Raw genomic sequence first — 16,481 nt, forward strand, 5'->3', positions numbered from 1 at the left:
CGCCCGGCCCGCACGTTCGTGGCCGATCTGATCCGCAAGCACCGGCGCCGGGTCGGGTCACGGTGGCAGCGGCGTTCGGCGTCGGTGCCGCGACCGCGCACCGCTAAGACGTCGTCTCATTTGGTGAGGTGGCGGTTGCAGATGAGGGCTGCGGCGATGCCTGCGGAGGGCCAGGGGCGGCTACGACCAGTCCGGGGTCGGGATGGAGCGGCTGAAGTCGCCGGTCCGCAAGGCTTCGCTGGGGATCATCCAGTGCATGTCGCCGCCGTCGCCCCCGAGGCCCCACTCGTGTGGCCCGGACAGTTGGAGCAGGTGGTGGAACCGGTGGAGCTTCTTGTCGTCCGGCAGGGGCGGTGAGTTCGACAGAACAGGCCATCCGAAGGCGATGTCATCGGCGGTGAGCGCGCCCGGCCGCTGCTCCCAGTCGGGGAAGTCGTATTCGAGGTACAGCCCGCGCATGATCGTTTCCCTCGTCTCCTTGGCTTCGGGACCGAGGTCGTCCGGCAGGTCCAGGTCGGGGCTTTGGTTGGGGAAGGCGAAGCCCGGCGATGCCGCCCAGGGCACCGGCGCGAAGACGCTCGCTCTCGCCGGTGGCTCCGCCGGGACGGCGTGCGAGGAAGGCACCGCGATCACTCGCGCCAAGTCTGGATCGGTGCCGAAGACACCACGCTCTCCGGCCACCTGAAAGGCGTCGTCGTGGCACTGTTCGGAGCCGGTGTCCAGGTAGAAGAAGTTGAGCAGACCGGTACCGGCCGGGAACAGATCGCCGAGCCACCTCTTTGGCAGTGCGTCGGTGTCGAGCACCGCCAGGAGACTGAGCGGGAAATTGTCGCATGTCGGCCAGGGAGTTCCCGGTTCGAGCATCGGCAGGCCGCCAAACCGGCTTTCCCCTGCCGCCTCGTCCGGTGCGGCGACGGTGAGGTCGAAGCCGGGCCGCGCCATTCTCATGAAGTGGTGGGCGAGCTCCGCCCCCAGCCGTTCGGTGCAGAACTCGTGCAGGGCGGCGAGCGTGGTCGAGGGATTCATGCGAGGCATTCAAACATCCACCAGCGACACGCTGGCCCGACGCGGAGCCACCGGTCCGGCCTTGGTCGCGCTATTAAGTCACCGAGATGATCGAACTGCTCGCCGAACTCGCTCCCGACCTGCGGTAGGCCGTACGCATCGGCACAGCGCAAGGCGCATGTCGTGATCTGACCGCCGCCCGTGAGCACGGCATCATCGACGCTCTGGCGGCTCGGGCGATCGCCGGCTATGCCGACAGGGTGTATGTCGGAGCGGGTGGCGCGGTGCTTTCAGATTTCTTGTGTGAGTGGTTCGATCCAGGTCTCGAAGCGTGCCCCGAAATCGTTCCGGGCCGCCTCGATCAGGTCGTTGGGGTCGCTTGCTGGTTCTAGGCCGAAATGCTGGTTCAGCCACGCGACGTAAGATTGGTGCGCCTGAGGGGCGCCGTCGCGTTCGCGGTGGTAACCCTCGTACTCTCCGAAGCAGGCATCGCTCCAGTCCACCGACAGTGGCCGGTCGCTCGCGAGCTGGCAGAACAGGTCTCGGAGGTTGCGTCCGGTGAGATGGACTCCTCCCTCGTCGCCGAACACCACGATCGGCAAGGTGGCGAGGTCCGCGCGGTCGTCGATGCGCCACAAGGCATAGAACGAGCCCGAGCCGGTGGCTTGGGCGAAGGGGAGGAATGCCTCGACGAACTCCTGGGCGTCCGACCATGCGTCGTGCTTCGGTTCTCCGAATTCGAACAGCTCGAACCCGTCCGAGATGAACTCTCCTTCGAGCCGCCTCTCGAGTTCGCTGAGCAGGTTCAGTTCCGGCACGGGTGAATAGTCACTGTCCACCGGGGCGACGTCCGATCAGTTGGGAGCGAGAGGCAAGATCGTTCGCGAGAAGATACCGGCTCCAGCGGTCGCGCGAGTACCTTCATGCGAGTCACGGTGAGTTCGGCGTCACCGCATTCCTCACCCCTCGCCGCAGGGTGTCAGCGTTGGTGCGGCCGACTTTTGAAGGACGGTTCGCAACGTTACGGACACGCGTCGGCCGCGGGGAACCCGGCCGTCTGGGCCAGGGTCGGTCTTGCGCGCCGGATAGCGTGCCGCCAGGTGAATCGTGCTGGGCCTGCCATCACGCACAGGCTGCCGGGTTCGAGGTGTACCGGCACGCGCTTCTTGTCCTCTGGGTGAGTGAACTCCATGACGCACGCCGACAGCAGGCTGACCGAAGCGACGACCGGTCCAAAGCCGAGGACGTGATCGACGTGGGCGCTGATGCCCTGACCAGGCAGGTACTCGTTCACGATCACCTGATCAGGTCGGCGGTCGAAGTGACCGTCCTCCTGCAGCCGCCGGGCCAGCGTCACCGCCCAGCCGGGTAGTGGCGGGGCCGGAGCGCCACCCACACCACGGCTCCCATAGTCGTAGCGGTGCCCGTAATGCTGGACACGACGCCGCAGCTGCGACGACCAAGGCATGGCGTCGATGTCCGCCGTCAGTTGCCGCTGACCGTCCTCGTCCAGCCAGCGGTGGACACAGAGAAGACCCGGAACCATGTTCGAAAACTTATTCGATCAGGGCCTACCCGGTCCAGGTTCGTCGAGTCGCCACAGCTCTGCAGGTTTTGGTCGGAAGAGAGCGAGGGCGCGGCGCCGTTGGTGACGCACAGTCCGCGATTGAGGCCCGGGATCCTCGGCTTGTCGTTGGACAAGGGCAGTCCTTTCGATTGCGGGCGGGCCACTGCCATCGAGTAATGGGTAGGTGTTGCGGTTCGTGGTCGATGACCTTGAGGCTGTTATTGCGTTCTTCGTCGAGCTCGGAATGGAGTTGGAGGGCAAGGGGCCGATCGAGGGGCGCTGGGTGGAACGTGTCATCGGGGTCGATGGCGTCCGGCAGGACGTCGCCATGCTGCGGGTCCCGGACGGCCACGGCCGGATCGAGCTGGCGAAGTTCCACACGCCGACGGCGATCAACCCGGAGCCGCAGAACGCGCCGGCGAACACGCTGGGCATCCGCCGCATCATGTTCGCCGTCGACGACATCGAGGACGTCGTGGCCCGCCTGCGGGCCCATGGCGCCGAACTCGTCGGCGAGATCGCGCAGTTCGAGGACAGTTATCGGCTCTGCTACATCCGCGGCCCGGAGGGCATTATCGTCGGACTGGCCGAGCAGCTCGGGTGAAGACCGGGCCCGGATCGCTCCCGCGTCCTGAAGAGGCCGCACGATCGGTGACGGACGCCTGACTTGTCTGTGCCGTCCCGGTAGCCTGATCAAGAGTGTCGGTGAGCGGTCAAGGGGGCGCGGCCCGTGGATTCGTCCTTCTCGATAGTGCCGTCCGGCTCGGTCAGCCCGGAGCGGCGTGGCAGCGGCCCGCTCACCACCCGCGGCGCCACTCCCCTTCATCGTCCGGGTGAGATGACGCTCGGCGAGGGCATGCTGCGTGAGGAATATTGGGAGTCGATCGGACCGCGTACCCGGCAGCGGCTCGCCGAGCTGTCCGGAACCGCCATCGAGTGGTTCGCCGGTCCCGACAGGTCAAGTGGAGACGGCCGTGCCTACGCCGTGACCTTCGGGGACGCGGGGCTGTCCATCGCCGAGCCCCGGATCAACACCGCACACCGCCCGGTGTACGCCATCTCCTCATTTCAGTTCGCGCCCGGTTCGCTGCGTACCGTCGAGGTGGACCACCGTCCGGCTCCGCACGCTTCTCCGTCGATCGGTTCCCACGGAACCACCCCTCCTGACCTGGGTCTCAGCGGGGAGGCCCGCGGAGTGATCGGCAACCTGCCTCCGCGGGCTCAGGAGCTTCTGCAGGAGCCCTTCGGCAGGGGCCAGAAGATCCTGCGCAGCAAGTGGTACTACGAGGGATACGAGCACAACCTCAGTACGTTCATGGTCTTCCTCGCCGGCGCGAAGGACGTGACGGCCGCGACCGGTTCCAAGGTCGTGCCGGTGGGGCACACCGACGCGACCGCCCACTGGAAACTCTTCTGCTACCGGGCCACGGTGGCGCGCAGAATCGGTCGCTGACCAGGGCCGCCGACGCTGGTCAGCGGCTGTCGCGGCGGGCCTGCCTCCGGGCTCCCTTGGCGCGGGTCGCGGCGTGGCGGCGGTTGAGGGCCGGGTCGGCGGTCGTCGGTCTGCGGCGGGGCGTGGTCTGGGGCGTCATCGCCTCCGGCTGGGGGGTCCCAGGCTGTGGCGGGGGCGTGCGGGCGGGGCCGGCGGCGGCGAGGCGCTCGGCCTTCAGTTCCGCGGCGCTGCGCCTCGCGGCTCTTGCCAGGTACCAGCTCACGCGGGCCAGCGCGTCCTCGAACACCTCCGCCTTCTGGGCGTCCCGCTGGTTCTTCGGACGGGCCTTGCCGCGTCCGCCGAACTCCTCGACCCGCGTGCTCGCGGTGCGCCGGTACAGCTTGCTGTACTTGTTGCGGGCACGCCGGATCCGCGTGTGCAGGTCCGCGAGCCCGTCCTCCGTGAGGTCGGAGAGCACAGCGGTCTCGGTCTCCCGGACGAGAGCCAGTTCAGGCTCGTTGAGCGAGTTCAGCAGCGCCTTCATAGGCCCTCCAAGCGGTCGGTCCGCTCCATCGAGCCTCGCACGAACACTCGCAAAGGGAGGGACGAGAACCTCCCAAAAACGGCAATCACCGGTCGGCTGCCGGGACCGGCCCCCGCCTGGTCCCGCCGACGTCGCGCGCACGCTCCGGATGGAGCGTCGGGGCGAGGAGCCGCCCTTCCACAATCGGACGGACATACCTTGAACAACACCACATACAACATCTGACATAGCGGCGGATCGACCAGGGCAGATCGATCGGCGTCGGGCACCGATTCCCAGGTGTCGGATTAGCCCATTTTAAGCATTTGAGGGGATACCTGGTTCTATGTCGCGAATAGTGGCGTCCATGATGGCCGCCGGCGGGCTGCTGGCCGCCGTGATGGCCGGGCTGGCGCAGGCCGCCCCCGGCCCGTCCGCGAAACCGTCGGGGCCGGCGCCGCCCGTCATGACGAAGAACGGCGAGGCATGGGCGTGGACGCAGTTGGTGAACGGGACGAGCCATTCGACCGAGATCCGGTTCGCCACGACCGAGAAGCCCACCGGGCACTGTCCAACCGTGCAATACAGCCATGGGGGCTGCTTCACAGCGCGGTAATGAGGAAGGTCAGCGATCCTTACATCACCGGCGGCGGACTCCAGCAGTTTCCGACCACCTTCTGCACAGTGCCGATCCCCGACGGAGCGGCAAATGCGCTGATCGAGCCGACGACGACCAACGCGCTCACCGTGCATCCGGGAACCATCAGCTCCCGCTGCCCGAGTGGCCCGTGAACGGGCGTCCCCGGAGCGTCGCGGTCATCGGAGACGCCGGTTGCGAGGTCACATCGTCCACGGTCGGCGCTCCGCAGAACCAGGACTGCCAGAAGAACTGGCCCTTCCAGCCGCTCTCCATGCACGCGGCCTCCCAGTCCAGGCCGGACCTCGTCGTCCACGTCGGCGACTACGTGTACCGGGAGCAGCCGGAAGGCGCCGACGACGCCACCCCGGGCTGCGACGCTCAAGGGCAGGCGGCCGACTGGGCGTGCCTCATCAAGGACTTCCTCCGGCCGGCCGAGGCCCTACTCGCCGAGGCGCCGCTGATCTTCGCGCGAGGCAACCACGAGGACTGCAAGGCCGGAATGGTGGGACGCGGCGCCGAGTGGTTCCGCTATTTCGCCACGGTCCCCCGGAACGACAACAAGTGCTTCACGATCCCACAGACCGAGACCGAGCCCGCCCAGATCAATGCGGGCACCCTGCATTTCATCCTGTTCGACTCCAGCTCGGCCAGTGACGGCGACCAGCCGGACAAGTCCCAGGCGCGCGAGTTCGCGAAGCGGTTCGACGAGGTGAACGCCCTGGCCGCCAACGTCCGCCTCGTGTTGTCGGGGCACGTGCACCTTTACCAAATGCTCGACTTCCTCAACAGCACGCGTCCTCCGCAGTTGACCGTGGGCTCCTCCGGGACGACGCTCGACACCCCTCCGGACGACACCAAGGTGATGGGCCAGACGGTCGACGGCCAGACGGTTCAGCACTCGGTCTCGCACGGTATGCACGGCTACGCGCTACTGCGGGACACGGGTGGTCAGTGGCATCTCACCTTCCACGAGAGTTCCGGGCAGGCCTGGCCGCTGGACTGCGTTCTGAGCACCGGCCCCACCAAGGAGTTCACCTGCAAGTGACCGCCGGGAATCCACGGGAGGGGTGGGGTTAGCTCCACCCCTGGCCGTGGGCTTTCCCTCCCGGGTTCGGGTAGCTGGGCCCAATGTCCCGAGAAGTGTCGGACGCGAGGGTTGTGATTGGACGCGGAACACCGGCACGGGAGGACACGATGGCGAGCGGGGTCGCGGCGGGCAGGGCGATGCGGGGCGGGGCCGTGCGGGGCAGGGTGCGGCCGCTCCTCACCGAGATGGGGCTGCTCGCGGTCCTGTTCTCCTTCTACAAGTGGGGCCGGACTCTGATCGAGCACGGCCCCGGTCAGGCCATGTCGAACGCGCATCGGCTGTGGGGGTTCGAGCGGCTCTGGCTGCCGAGCGAGGTCGGTTTCCAGCATTGGGCGCTCGGATGGGATCACACGGCGTTCCTGGCCAACGTGTATTACGTGAGCGTCCATTTCCCGGGGACGGCGTTGCTGCTGGTCTGGCTCTACGTCCGGCATCGCGCCGCCTACGCCAGGGTGCGGAACGAGCTGGTGGTGCTGACGGCGGCCGGGCTCGCCGTGCACATGCTGTTCCCGCTGGCGCCGCCGCGGCTGGCGGGCATCGGCGCCGTGGACACGATGCTGACCGTCGGCCCGTCGGCCTATCCGGCGGCGGCCGGCGGGATCGCCAACCAGTACGCGGCCATGCCGTCCCTGCACATCGGGTGGGCGATCCTGGTCGCCGTCGCGGTCCTGCGGGTGTCGCGGAGCCGGTGGCGGTGGGTCGTCGCCCTGCACGCGCCGGTCACGGTCTTCGTGGTGGTCGTCACGGCCAACCACTACTGGACGGACGGGATCGTCGCCGCCGTGCTCCTCGCGGGTGCCATGGCGCTGGTTTCGATCACCGGGCGGGTGCGGCAGAGTGGGGGGCATGCTGCCGACGCACACGAGTTCCGAGGTTCCGGACGTTCCCGTGGCGGTCCTGCCGGTCGGGAGCCACGAGCAGCACGGCCCGTACCTGCCGCTGGCGACGGACACGGTGATCGCCTGCACGATCGCGGCGGAGATCGCGAAGGTCCATCCGGTGCGGACGCTCCCGCCCGTGACGATCTCGTGCTCGCATGAGCACGACGGCTGGCCCGGGACGGTGAGCATCTCGGCGGCGACCCTCCACGCGGTGGTCAGGGACGTCGCCGAGTCGCTGCGGCGGGCCGGTGTCCCGAAGCTGGTGCTGGTCAACGGGCACGGGGGCAACTACGTGCTGGGCAACGTCGTCCAGGAGGCGCACGGAGACATGGCACTGTTCCCCGGTCTGGACGAGTGGGACGAGGCGAGCGCGGCGGCCGGTGTCGAGACGCCCGGCGCCAGCGACATGCACGCCGGGGAACTGGAGACGTCGATCCTGCTGCACGCCCATCCCGAACTGGTCAGGGACGGGTACGAGACCGCCGATCACCTGGCCGACGACCGGCGGCACCTGCTCACCACGGGGATGGCGGCCTACACGCGGACGGGCGTCATCGGGCGGCCGTCAATGGCCCGCGCCGAGAAGGGCCGGGACGCGCTTCGGAGCCTGGTCGCGTCGTTCGGGGACTGCCTCGCGGTGCTTCAGCAGCAGGGTCGCAGCACCGGGCAGGGACGCGACGAAGGTCAGCACCCCGTACACGACGGAGACGGTCAGGCCCTGCGCTGAGCCCAGCCCGGCGGCGCCGAACGCGAGGGCGAGGACCGCCTCGCGCGGGCCCCAGCCGCCGACGTTCACCGGCAGCACCATCACGAGCAGGGCCAGCAGCAGGAGCGGCAGGAGGGTGAGCAGCGAGGCCGTCGAACCGACCAGGCGGGCGGCGACGACGAAGAGGGCAAGGTGCCCGGCCAGCGCCGCTACGGACAGCCCCACGACGCCGGGCCAGAGATGCAGGACGGCGCGCAGGTCGGCGAACGTGGCCGCCATGGCGCGGTGGCGCCAGCGGGCCAGGATCAGCACGACGCCCAGGACGACACCGGCCGGAATCAGCGCCGGGGCCATCGCCGACAGCAGACCGGGATGCGCGAACAGGGCGATGACGCCCGCGACGATGGCGACACCCTGGCCTGCGACCCGTTCGATGAACACGGCCCGCACCCCACGGGCCACGTCCCCGGATCGATGTCCATGGCTCACCGCGCGGTGGACGTCCCCGAGGACGCCCGCGGGCAGCACGGCGTTGAGGAACTGGGCACGGTAGTAGTCCATGACTGCGCCGCCCAAGGGCAGGCGCAGCCCGAGGCGACGGGCGATCAGCCACCAGCGGGCCGCACTCAGCGCGGTGGTCAGCAGACCCAGGGCGAGCGCCACCACCCCGGCACCGGGGCTGATGGCATGGAGCGCGTTCACGAACGCGTCCGTGCTGTGCCACCACAGCAGCCCGGTGATGATGCCCACCCCGATGAGCAGGCGCAGCCAGGGCCAGAGCTTCTTCACTGTGTACTCCCTGGGAGGGCGAGAAGGTCGACGTGGCGGACCTCGACGGTCAGCCGGCCTGCGACGCATTCGGCGATGCGGCGGCCGAGGTAGTCGTCCGCGAACGGGGACAGGCCGGGTTCCTGCTCGACGGCGGCGGCGACCCAGCCGCGCAGCCACTCGGCGGTCAGCGGGGCCTGTCCGGGGCCGAGCCGCCACGGGCTCGGACGCGTCTGCACGGAGGCGCCGCGGCGCCCGAACGCCTCGGTCATGGCGCCGACGGCGTCGGGCCCGAGGAGCCCGGCGCGGCGCTGGTGGGCGTCGAAGGCGGCGGCGAACTCGGCGTCGAGCGGCTCGGACGGGGAGAGCCGGACGCGGCCGACGACCGACAACGTCAGCAGGGCCGGGCAGGGCGTCGCGGCCGCGATCGCCTCGATCTCGGCGGCGGTCAGGACGTCCAGCAGCGCGGACGCGGTCACGAGGGACGCGCCCACCAGGTCGGACGCGCGCAGCGAGCCGAGGTCGCCCTGCCGGGTCTCGATCGTCGCGGGCAGCCCGTCGGCGGTGACGTAGGCGTTGCCGCCCGCCCGGTCGAGCAGCGCGGCGTCGTGGTCGTGCAGGATCCAGTGCTGCGGGCCGCGCAGCCGCCCGGACAGCCAGCGCCCGAGCGAGCCGGTGCCGCAGCCGAGGTCCCAGATGACCAGCGGCTCGTCCGGCGGGAGCGCGGCGCGCAGCGGGTCGAGCAGTTCGGCGGCGCGCGCGGTCGCGTCGGCGCCCTCCCGGAGCGCCAGCCACGAGGGCGCGTACTCGGTCATCTTGTTTCCCTTCTCAGCCGGGACAGGACGGTCGCCATGCGGCGGGCGGTGTCGTCCCAGCCGGGCAGGGCACCGCGGCGCAGCCGGGCGGCGGCGCGCAGCCGGCCCCGCAGCTCGGGTTCGACGAGCCAGCGGCGCAGCGCCGTGGCGAGCGCGGCGGGGTCGTCCGGCGGGACGAGGAGGCCGGGGACGGCGCCGACCGGGTCCCAGCCGAGCGTGTCCGGGACGCCGTCCACGGCGGTCGCGACGACCGGGATGCCGCGCGCGAGCGCCTCCGTCACGACCATCCCGAACGTCTCCGCCCGGGACGCCAGGACGAGCAGGTCGGCGGCGGCGTAGGCGTCGTCCAGCGGCCTGCCGGTCAGCGGCCCCACCAGGTCGACGCGGTCGTCGAGGCGGTGCCCGCCGATGAGGCCGCGCAGCCGCGTCACGTGGTCGGAGTCGCTGCGCACCGGGCCGACGCATGCGCACTGCCAGGGCAGATGCGCGATGGTGGCGAGCGCCTCGACGAGGACGTCGTGCCCCTTGCGCGGGGTCACCGACGCCACGCACAGGAGGCGGGCCGCGCCGTCGGTGCCGGACGCGAGCGGCGCCGGGTCGGTGCCCGGGGTGACCGCGTGGACGCGGGACGGGTCGAGGCCGTGGTGGGCGAGGACGTGGTCCTTGGCCCACGGGCTGGTCGTGACGACGGCGCCGGCCGCCTCCAGCACCTTGCGTTCGCCCGCGTTCAGGTCGGTCTGCCCGGGTTCGTCCGCCAGCGGGAGGTGGACGAGGACGGCCATCCGCAGCCGCCGCGCCTCCGGGACGACGATCTCCGGCACGCCGCACGCCACCAGCCCGTCGAGCAGGACGACTGAGTCGTCGGGCAGCTCCGCGAGCGACCCGGCGAGGCCGCTCCGGGCCGTCTCGTCCGGGCGCGGCCACGCCCCCGGCACCGCCAGTTCCCGGACGGGCCGCCCCGCCGCCGCGAGCTCGTCGCACAGCCGCCGGTCGTACCGGTTCCCGCCGCTCGGCACCTCGGCGTCGTCGATGTCGCCGGGGACGACCACGCAGATCTCGTGCGCGCCCGCCCGCCGGGCGGGCGCGGCGTCCGCCTCGTGCACGGTCATAGCTCACGCTCGTAACTGGCCCAGGCGACGTGCGACTCGTGCAGCGTCACCTGGATGCCGGACAGGCCGCGCGCGTTCTCGCCGAGCGCGCCCTCGTGGACGCGGCCGGCGAGCCGGTCGGCGATGACCTTGGCGAGGAACTCCGTCGAGGTGTTGACCCCGGCGAAGTCCGGCTCGTCGTCCAGGTTCCGGTAGTTCAGCCCGCCCAGGACCTCACCCAGCTCGCGGGTGGCGAGCCCGATGTCGACGACGAGACCGTCCGGGTCCAGATCGGCCCGGCGGAACGTCGCGTCCACCACGTATGTGGCGCCGTGCAGCCGCTGCGCGGGTCCGAAGACCTCGCCGCGGAAGCTGTGCGCGATCATCACGTGGTCGCGGACGGTGATGGCGAACAAGAACGCCTCCAGTCGGGGTTTCAGTAGGTGATTCGGTGGCACAGCGCGGAAAGTTCACCGGCGGCGAGACGCGGCATGACCTGCGGCAGCTCCCCGAACGGGCTCTCCCCCGTGATCAGGGCGCCGAACGCCGGGTCGGCGAGCAGCCGCAGCGCCAGCGCCACCCGGTCGGCGAACGACCGGCGCGAGCGGCGGGCCGGCGGGACCGCGCCGACCTGGCTGGCCCGGACGGTCAGCCGCCGCGAATGGAAGAACTCGCCGAGCGGGACGGTGACGCGCCGGTCCCCATACCAGCTCAGCTCGATGACCTCCCCTTCGGGTGCGAGCAGTTCCAGCGACCGCGCCAGCCCGGCCTCCGTCGCGCTCGCGTGGACCACGAGGTCGCAGCCCCCCTCGGCCTGGTCGGGGTGGGCGAACCCGACGCCGAGCGCCCGCGCGACATCGGCCCGGGACGGGTCGGTGTCGATCAGCTGGACGCGGCTCCCGGGGAAGCCCGCGAGGACGCCCGCGACCGCGCTGCCGACCATTCCGGCGCCGACCACGGCGATGCGGTCGCCGACCAGCGGCGCCGCGTCCCACAGCGCGTTCACGGCGGTCTCCACCGTCCCGGCGAGGATCGCCCGCTCCGGCGGCACCCCGTCCGGGACGACGCTGACCGCGCCGGCCGGGACGACGTACCGCGTCTGGTGCGGGTAGAGGCAGAACACCGTGCGCCCGGCGAGCTCGGACGGCCCGTGCTCCACCACGCCGACGTTCAGGTACCCGTACTTGACCGGCCCCGGGAACGCCCCGTCCTGGAACGGCGCCCGCATGATCGCGTGCTGGTTCGGCGGGACGCCGCCGCGGAACACGATCGCCTCGGTGCCGCGGCTCACGCCCGAGAACACCGTCCGGACCAGCACCTCCCCGGGTCCCGGCTCCGGCAGGACGACATCGCGGATCTCTCCCTTACCGGGCGACCGGATCCAGAAGGCGCGCGCCTCGCGCTCCATCCGTGCTCCTCCCCCGAGCCCCCCGATGATCGGCGTGGCGCCGCGTGAACAGCCACACGACGTCGCGTCCGAACGACCACACCAGCAGCCCCAGCGCCGCCGCCACCAGCACGCCCGTGTACGGGACGACACCGGACGCCGCCACGACCAGCGTCACGCCCTGCACGACCGCGACGGCCTTGCGCGCGACGCTCGGCCGCAGCCGCCCGCGCAGCCACGGCGCCGCCCAGGCCGCCGCGCCGAACACGTACCGCATCGCCCCGATCGCCAGCACCCACGCGCCCGCCGACCACGCGACCTCGACGCTCAGCACGAGGACGAGGAAGGCGTCGACCTCCATGTCGAAGCGCGCGCCGAGTTCGGACGCCGTCCCGGTGCGCCGGGCGACCTGCCCGTCCACCCCGTCCAGGACCAGCGCCACGGATGCGACCGCGACGAGCAGCCAGGTGTGCCCGACACCCGTCAGATGCCCCGCGACCAGGGCCGCGACACCCCCGGTGAGGACGACGCGGACCAGCGTCACATGGTCGGCCGGGCCGAGCGTCCGGCGCCGCCGGAACGCCCTGGCCAGGACCGCCCACGACGCCAGCGCGTATCCGGCGCCCACGGCCAAGCCCGCATGGCCGGGGCGGAGCAGCGCCAGCAGCGCGACCTGCGCCATGACCGCGGCGGCCAGCTCCGGCCCCCGGGTCAGCCGGGGACGGCGCGGCGCACCCGGCAGCCGCACCGGCGCCGGCGGCACCGCCGGCCCGGCCACCGGCTCCGTCAGCGGCCGGGTCACCGGCCGTGTCATCGTCATCGGCCTCGTCATCAGCGGACCTCGCTGACCTGGGCGTCGTCGAGAGGCACGGCCGGGACGTCGAGCTGGGGCAGGTCGTGACCGAGCCGGTCGCGCTTGGCGGTGAGGTAGCGGACGTTGTCGTCGCTGACCGGGACGAGCAGCGGCACACGCGCCGCGACGGTGATCCCGTAGGACTCCAGTGCGCGGAGCTTGACCGGATTGTTCGACATCAGCCGCACCGAGCCGACGCCGAGGTGGCGCAGGATGCGGGCGGCCGGGCCGTAGTCGCGGACGTCCACCGGCAGCCCGATGGCCGTGGCGGAGTCGACGGTGTCCAGGCCCTGGTCGTCCTGCAGGATGTGGGTCCGGACCTTCGCCACGAGGCCGATCCCGCGTCCCTCGTGGCCGCGCAGGTAGACCAGGACGCCGGCGCCCTCGCGGACGATCGCGTCCAGGCCGGCGCCGAGCTGGTCCCCGCACTCGCAGCGCGTCGCGCCGAAGATGTCGCCCGTCATGCATTCGGAGTGCATCCGGACGAGCACGCCCTCGCGCCCCCGCACGTCGCCCCGCACCAGCGCCATGTGCTCGTGCCCGTCGACCGGGTCCCGGAACGCGACGGCGCGGAACACGCCCCGCCGGGTCCTGAGGTCCGCCTCCGCGATGTCCTTCTGGTCGATGCCCTGGTCGTGCATCGCTCCCCTTTCTCGGCTACGAATCACCCTTGGTACGTGGCGACCGCACCGGGTGGTTGCGTCCTGAAACGGTCCGTATAACCGGTGGCACGCAGGGGAGGCGCCTCAGGGTTCACCCTAGGCGGGACCGAACCACCAAGTCGTGGAGGGCGCGACGGTTCGAAGGGGATTCGGGGAGGTCGCCGCCGTCGCGTTCCTCCTCCAGCCGGGCGGTGAGCGAGGCCACGTCGTCCTGGAGGCGGGACCTGCCGGGCGCGTCCTCCGGCAGCGCGCCGTGCTCGGCGGCCCGCTTCGCCTCGATCAGCTCGGGAAGGTAGGACGGCCCGTCGCCGGTGAGCCGTGTCAGGTCGGCCTCGACCTCGCCCGTCCGCATCAGGTGGATGCCCGTCAGCAGCACCCGGAACGTGTAGAGCAGCGGTTTCAGCTCGCCGGACCGCTCGAACAGCTTCCACTGGGACCGCGCGAATCCCAGGTAGTGGTGCGCGTGGTTGAAGGTGATCAGTCCTGGGACGAGGGCCTTCAGCTCGGCGTGCACCGGGGAGGTCGCCACCACAAGCGGCGACATGACCTGCTCCAGGACGTACCCGTTGCGGCGCAGGAGCAGCGTGCAGAACTTGGCCAGGTCATGGGTGACGGCGTCGGCCTCCACGCCCGCGTGGTCCCACATGAGCGTGACGGTCTCCTCCCCCGTCTCCAGGCCGACGATCTCCTCCAGCGGCAGCAGGTGGACGCCGCGCAGGTCGACGTCGGAGTCCTTGGACGGGAAGCCGTACAGGTGCGCGCCGCTGACGGTGACGAACGCGCGCGGGTAGGGGTGGTCGGCGGCGAAGCGGTCGATCATGCCTTCGGGCAGGTTCACCAGGTCACGCTCCTGCGTCGGACGGAGATCAGCAGTTCCTCGATCGTGGCGCGGTCGGGTTCGGGCGGCAGCGGGCTACGCTCCAGGGCCTCGTCGAGGTCGGCGGTGAGGGAGGCGCGCCACGCGCCGATCTCGTCCCAGCCGACCTCTCCGCGGCGGACGGCGAGGAGGCGGTCGCGCAGGTCACCGACGTCCACGCGCGGCTCGCCGTTCCGGACGAGGTGCACGCCGCTCTCCAGCAGCCGAAGCATGTGCATGACGTGCTTCCAGCGCGGAACACCGCCGTTGCGCAAGTCACCTTCCAGCTTGCGGAACTGGGCCTCGGCATAGCGGAGGAAGGTGCGGTGCGCGTGCCGGGAGAGGAAGGCGGACCGGGCGGCCAGCAACTCCTTGCCCACCGGCGTGACCCGCTCGACCAGCGGCGACCACAGGCACTCCAGGACGGTCGGGTTCGCGCCCAGCGCCAGCTCGCAGAAGCGTTCGAGCTCCCACGAGAACTGCTCGGGGAGCGGGCCGTCCAGATGGGTCGGCGGCTTGGTGAAACCCCAGAACAGGGGCGCAGGGGCTGCGTAGACGCCGCGCCGGTCGACGTCACTTTCGCCTGTGGCGAGCCCGTATGCTCGCGACCCTGTCACCACGGACAGGATCGTGTGGTCGCGGACGAGGTCGAGCGCGGGGTCATGGCCGGGTTCCGTCACGGAGGAAGCCTGGCGCAGGGTGCGCGGGCGTGTCGACCGTTTTGGCCGGCCTCTGCAAGGGGGTTACAGATCGGCCACGGACTTGCTGAAAGTTTCTGCAAGAGGTTTACGAGACTGAAACACCTTGCTAGCGTCCCGGTCCAGCCACCCCCACTTCTCACCTGCGGGACGACGGCCCGGCGAGGCGGCGTCCCGCGAAGGAGGACACCATGCGGCGCATCCCCCCGATCGGCCGCGCCCCTCTGGCCGGAGGCGTCGTGTGCGCCGCCCTCGCGCTCTCGCTCTCCGCCTGCGGCGGCGATGACGACGGCGGCTCGAAGGGCGGCACGAGCGCGGCGAGCCTGCAGGGCCGCGGGCCGATCACCTTCGTGACCGGCAAGGACCGCTCGGGCTACCAGCAGAAGCAGGTCGACGGCTGGAACGCCGAGCACCCTAAGGAGCAGGTCCGCGTCATCGAACTGCCGGACGAGCCGAACGACCAGCGCCAGCAGATGATCCAGAACGCCACGACGAAGTCGGACGCCTACTCGGTGCTGAGCCTCGATGTGGTGTGGACCGCGGAGTTCGCCGCGAACCGGTGGCTGACCGAGCTTCCCAAGAACCAGGTCGACCTCGCCAAGATGCTGCCCGCGACGATCACCACCGGGCAGTACCGCGGCAAGCTGTACGCGGTGCCGTCCACGTCCGACGCCGGGATGCTGTACTACCGCAAGGACCTGCTGGAGAAGGCCGGCATCTCCGATCCGCCGAAGACCTACGACGAGATGTGGGCCGCCTGCGAGAAGGTCAAGAAGCTGCCTGAGGCCAAGGACGCCGACTGCTACTTCACCGAGGTCAACAAGACCGAGAGCATGACGATCAGCGCGGTCGAGGCGATCGAGAGCGCCGGCGGCTCGATCGTGGGCGCCGACGGCAAGCCCACGCTGAACACGCCGCAGGCGAAGCGGGGCGTCGAGTTCCTCGTGGGCGCCAAGAAGGACCACATGCCGAAGGAGGCCGTCACCCTCGACACCGAGGGCGGGCGCCGCCACTTCCAGTCCGGCAGGCTGCTCTTCCAGCGGCAGTGGCCGTACCAGTACGCCCTCGCGAACTCCGATGACGGCTCGTCGAAGGTCGCGGGCAAGTTCGCGGTCGCGCCGCTGCCCGGCCCGGCGGGCCCGGGCGTCGCCAACCTCGGCGGCCACAACCTCGCGATCTCCGCGTTCGCCAAGAACAAGGCCACCTCGCTCGACTTCATCCGGTATCTGACCGGTGAGCAGTCACAGCGCGCCAACCTGCTCGCGACCTCGAAGGCGCCGACCGTCGCCGCTCTCTACGACGACCCGGAGATGGTGAAGAAGTTCCCGTACCTGCCCGTCCTCAAGCAGGCCATCGCGAACGCCAGGCCGCGTCCGGTGACGGTGAAGTACGGCGACGTGACCGCCGCCGTCCAGGGCGAGATGTACGACGCGGTGACCGGCAAGAAGCCCGTCGACCAGGCCCTGACGGACCTGCAGTCCAAGCTCCAGCCGCTGACCGCGCAGTGAGCGGC

General features: G+C 70.8%; 20 protein-coding genes and 1 pseudogene. 8 read left to right on the forward strand and 13 right to left on the reverse strand.

What is annotated here, in order from left to right:
• Positions 1-180: 180 nt before the first annotated feature.
• The 3 genes from ACQPXG_RS31545 to ACQPXG_RS31555 all read right to left on the reverse strand — a co-directional run bounded on the left by ACQPXG_RS31545 (position 181) and on the right by ACQPXG_RS31555 (position 2,551).
• The gene (locus tag ACQPXG_RS31545) at positions 181-1,026 is read right to left on the reverse strand and encodes a DUF1963 domain-containing protein (protein ID WP_433462773.1); all 846 of its coding nucleotides are present in this window, start codon (positions 1,024-1,026) and stop codon (positions 181-183) included.
• A 269-nt stretch (positions 1,027-1,295) separates the two neighbouring features.
• Positions 1,296-1,823 carry a hypothetical protein gene (locus tag ACQPXG_RS31550; protein WP_433462774.1) on the reverse strand — a complete coding sequence of 176 codons (528 nt, stop codon included), beginning with the start codon at positions 1,821-1,823 and terminating at the stop codon, positions 1,296-1,298.
• 203 nt (positions 1,824-2,026) lie between these two features.
• Complete coding sequence (locus ACQPXG_RS31555; protein ID WP_433462775.1) at positions 2,027-2,551, reverse strand: alpha-ketoglutarate-dependent dioxygenase AlkB; 525 nt, start codon at positions 2,549-2,551, stop codon at positions 2,027-2,029.
• 217 nt (positions 2,552-2,768) lie between these two features.
• Between ACQPXG_RS31555 and ACQPXG_RS31560 the strand changes: the two genes are divergently transcribed.
• Positions 2,769-3,176, forward strand: a complete 408-nt coding sequence (locus ACQPXG_RS31560) for a VOC family protein (RefSeq protein WP_433462776.1) — start codon at positions 2,769-2,771, stop codon at positions 3,174-3,176.
• Positions 3,177-3,302: 126 nt separating this feature from the next.
• The gene (locus ACQPXG_RS31565; protein ID WP_433462777.1) at positions 3,303-4,025 is read left to right on the forward strand and encodes a hypothetical protein; all 723 of its coding nucleotides are present in this window, start codon (positions 3,303-3,305) and stop codon (positions 4,023-4,025) included.
• Positions 4,026-4,044: 19 nt separating this feature from the next.
• Here ACQPXG_RS31565 and ACQPXG_RS31570 read toward each other — a convergent pair whose 3' ends face one another.
• A complete protein-coding gene (locus tag ACQPXG_RS31570) occupies positions 4,045-4,548 on the reverse strand; it encodes a hypothetical protein (protein WP_433462778.1) in 504 nt (167 codons plus the stop codon).
• A gap of 346 nt (positions 4,549-4,894) precedes the next feature.
• Between ACQPXG_RS31570 and ACQPXG_RS31575 the strand changes: the two genes are divergently transcribed.
• The 5 genes and pseudogenes from ACQPXG_RS31575 to ACQPXG_RS31595 form a co-directional block, all read left to right on the forward strand.
• Entirely contained in the window at positions 4,895-5,143 is a 249-nt protein-coding gene (locus tag ACQPXG_RS31575; RefSeq protein WP_433462779.1) for a hypothetical protein, read from the forward strand.
• Positions 5,143-5,319 carry a hypothetical protein gene (locus tag ACQPXG_RS31580; RefSeq protein WP_433462780.1) on the forward strand — a complete coding sequence of 59 codons (177 nt, stop codon included), beginning with the start codon at positions 5,143-5,145 and terminating at the stop codon, positions 5,317-5,319. The genes ACQPXG_RS31575 and ACQPXG_RS31580 overlap by 1 nt, the downstream gene beginning before the upstream one ends.
• Entirely contained in the window at positions 5,316-6,212 is an 897-nt protein-coding gene (locus ACQPXG_RS31585; RefSeq protein ID WP_433462781.1) for a metallophosphoesterase family protein, read from the forward strand. The genes ACQPXG_RS31580 and ACQPXG_RS31585 overlap by 4 nt, the downstream gene beginning before the upstream one ends.
• A 149-nt stretch (positions 6,213-6,361) precedes the next feature.
• Positions 6,362-7,294: a phosphatase PAP2 family protein gene (locus tag ACQPXG_RS31590; protein WP_433462782.1), complete on the forward strand. Its 933-nt coding sequence runs from the start codon at positions 6,362-6,364 to the stop codon at positions 7,292-7,294.
• Positions 7,194-7,697, forward strand: a pseudogene (locus ACQPXG_RS31595) (creatininase family protein); the annotation flags it as partial. The gene ACQPXG_RS31590 and the pseudogene ACQPXG_RS31595, both read left to right, overlap by 101 nt.
• A 3-nt stretch (positions 7,698-7,700) precedes the next feature.
• On the opposite strand, the gene ACQPXG_RS31600 reads toward ACQPXG_RS31595, so the two are convergent.
• The 9 genes from ACQPXG_RS31600 to ACQPXG_RS31640 all read right to left on the reverse strand — a co-directional run bounded on the left by ACQPXG_RS31600 (position 7,701) and on the right by ACQPXG_RS31640 (position 14,950).
• Complete coding sequence (locus tag ACQPXG_RS31600; protein WP_433462783.1) at positions 7,701-8,630, reverse strand: lysylphosphatidylglycerol synthase transmembrane domain-containing protein; 930 nt, start codon at positions 8,628-8,630, stop codon at positions 7,701-7,703.
• Complete coding sequence (locus ACQPXG_RS31605) at positions 8,627-9,424, reverse strand: SAM-dependent methyltransferase (protein WP_433462784.1); 798 nt, start codon at positions 9,422-9,424, stop codon at positions 8,627-8,629. Before ACQPXG_RS31605 ends, ACQPXG_RS31600 begins: the two co-directional genes overlap by 4 nt.
• On the reverse strand, positions 9,421-10,533 hold the full coding sequence (locus ACQPXG_RS31610) for a glycosyltransferase family 4 protein (RefSeq protein WP_433462785.1): 1,113 nt from the start codon (positions 10,531-10,533) through the stop codon (positions 9,421-9,423). Before ACQPXG_RS31610 ends, ACQPXG_RS31605 begins: the two co-directional genes overlap by 4 nt.
• Positions 10,530-10,928: a 6-pyruvoyl trahydropterin synthase family protein gene (locus ACQPXG_RS31615; RefSeq protein ID WP_433462786.1), complete on the reverse strand. Its 399-nt coding sequence runs from the start codon at positions 10,926-10,928 to the stop codon at positions 10,530-10,532. Before ACQPXG_RS31615 ends, ACQPXG_RS31610 begins: the two co-directional genes overlap by 4 nt.
• A 20-nt stretch (positions 10,929-10,948) precedes the next feature.
• Entirely contained in the window at positions 10,949-11,920 is a 972-nt protein-coding gene (locus ACQPXG_RS31620) for a zinc-dependent alcohol dehydrogenase (protein WP_433462787.1), read from the reverse strand.
• Positions 11,877-12,719 carry a CDP-alcohol phosphatidyltransferase family protein gene (locus tag ACQPXG_RS31625; RefSeq protein WP_433462788.1) on the reverse strand — a complete coding sequence of 281 codons (843 nt, stop codon included), beginning with the start codon at positions 12,717-12,719 and terminating at the stop codon, positions 11,877-11,879. Before ACQPXG_RS31625 ends, ACQPXG_RS31620 begins: the two co-directional genes overlap by 44 nt.
• A gap of 11 nt (positions 12,720-12,730) precedes the next feature.
• Positions 12,731-13,393: a GTP cyclohydrolase II gene (locus tag ACQPXG_RS31630; RefSeq protein ID WP_433462789.1), complete on the reverse strand. Its 663-nt coding sequence runs from the start codon at positions 13,391-13,393 to the stop codon at positions 12,731-12,733.
• A gap of 112 nt (positions 13,394-13,505) precedes the next feature.
• Positions 13,506-14,252: a nucleotidyltransferase domain-containing protein gene (locus ACQPXG_RS31635; RefSeq protein ID WP_433462790.1), complete on the reverse strand. Its 747-nt coding sequence runs from the start codon at positions 14,250-14,252 to the stop codon at positions 13,506-13,508.
• On the reverse strand, positions 14,249-14,950 hold the full coding sequence (locus ACQPXG_RS31640) for a nucleotidyltransferase domain-containing protein (protein ID WP_433462791.1): 702 nt from the start codon (positions 14,948-14,950) through the stop codon (positions 14,249-14,251). The genes ACQPXG_RS31635 and ACQPXG_RS31640 overlap by 4 nt, the downstream gene beginning before the upstream one ends.
• A 209-nt stretch (positions 14,951-15,159) precedes the next feature.
• Between ACQPXG_RS31640 and ACQPXG_RS31645 the strand changes: the two genes are divergently transcribed.
• Positions 15,160-16,476, forward strand: coding sequence for an ABC transporter substrate-binding protein (locus tag ACQPXG_RS31645; RefSeq protein ID WP_433462792.1), 1,317 nt, complete (start codon positions 15,160-15,162; stop codon positions 16,474-16,476).
• Positions 16,477-16,481 lie beyond the last annotated feature (5 nt).

The sequence above is a fragment of the Spirillospora sp. CA-128828 genome, assembly GCF_050945415.1.
GTDB lineage: Bacteria > Actinomycetota > Actinomycetes > Streptosporangiales > Streptosporangiaceae > Spirillospora.

Coding starts and splice junctions, on each gene's coding strand:
- ACQPXG_RS31545 (WP_433462773.1), bottom strand. CDS start 1,026: ATGAATCCCTCGACCACGCTCGCCGCCCTGCACGAGTTCTGCACCGAA.
- ACQPXG_RS31555 (WP_433462775.1), bottom strand. CDS start 2,551: ATGGTTCCGGGTCTTCTCTGTGTCCACCGCTGGCTGGACGAGGACGGT.
- ACQPXG_RS31570 (WP_433462778.1), bottom strand. CDS start 4,548: ATGAAGGCGCTGCTGAACTCGCTCAACGAGCCTGAACTGGCTCTCGTC.
- ACQPXG_RS31575 (WP_433462779.1), top strand. CDS start 4,895: ATGATGGCCGCCGGCGGGCTGCTGGCCGCCGTGATGGCCGGGCTGGCG.
- ACQPXG_RS31580 (WP_433462780.1), top strand. CDS start 5,143: ATGAGGAAGGTCAGCGATCCTTACATCACCGGCGGCGGACTCCAGCAG.
- ACQPXG_RS31590 (WP_433462782.1), top strand. CDS start 6,362: ATGGCGAGCGGGGTCGCGGCGGGCAGGGCGATGCGGGGCGGGGCCGTG.
- ACQPXG_RS31605 (WP_433462784.1), bottom strand. CDS start 9,424: ATGACCGAGTACGCGCCCTCGTGGCTGGCGCTCCGGGAGGGCGCCGAC.
- ACQPXG_RS31610 (WP_433462785.1), bottom strand. CDS start 10,533: ATGACCGTGCACGAGGCGGACGCCGCGCCCGCCCGGCGGGCGGGCGCG.
- ACQPXG_RS31620 (WP_433462787.1), bottom strand. CDS start 11,920: ATGGAGCGCGAGGCGCGCGCCTTCTGGATCCGGTCGCCCGGTAAGGGA.
- ACQPXG_RS31625 (WP_433462788.1), bottom strand. CDS start 12,719: ATGACGATGACACGGCCGGTGACCCGGCCGCTGACGGAGCCGGTGGCC.
- ACQPXG_RS31630 (WP_433462789.1), bottom strand. CDS start 13,393: ATGCACGACCAGGGCATCGACCAGAAGGACATCGCGGAGGCGGACCTC.
- ACQPXG_RS31645 (WP_433462792.1), top strand. CDS start 15,160: ATGCGGCGCATCCCCCCGATCGGCCGCGCCCCTCTGGCCGGAGGCGTC.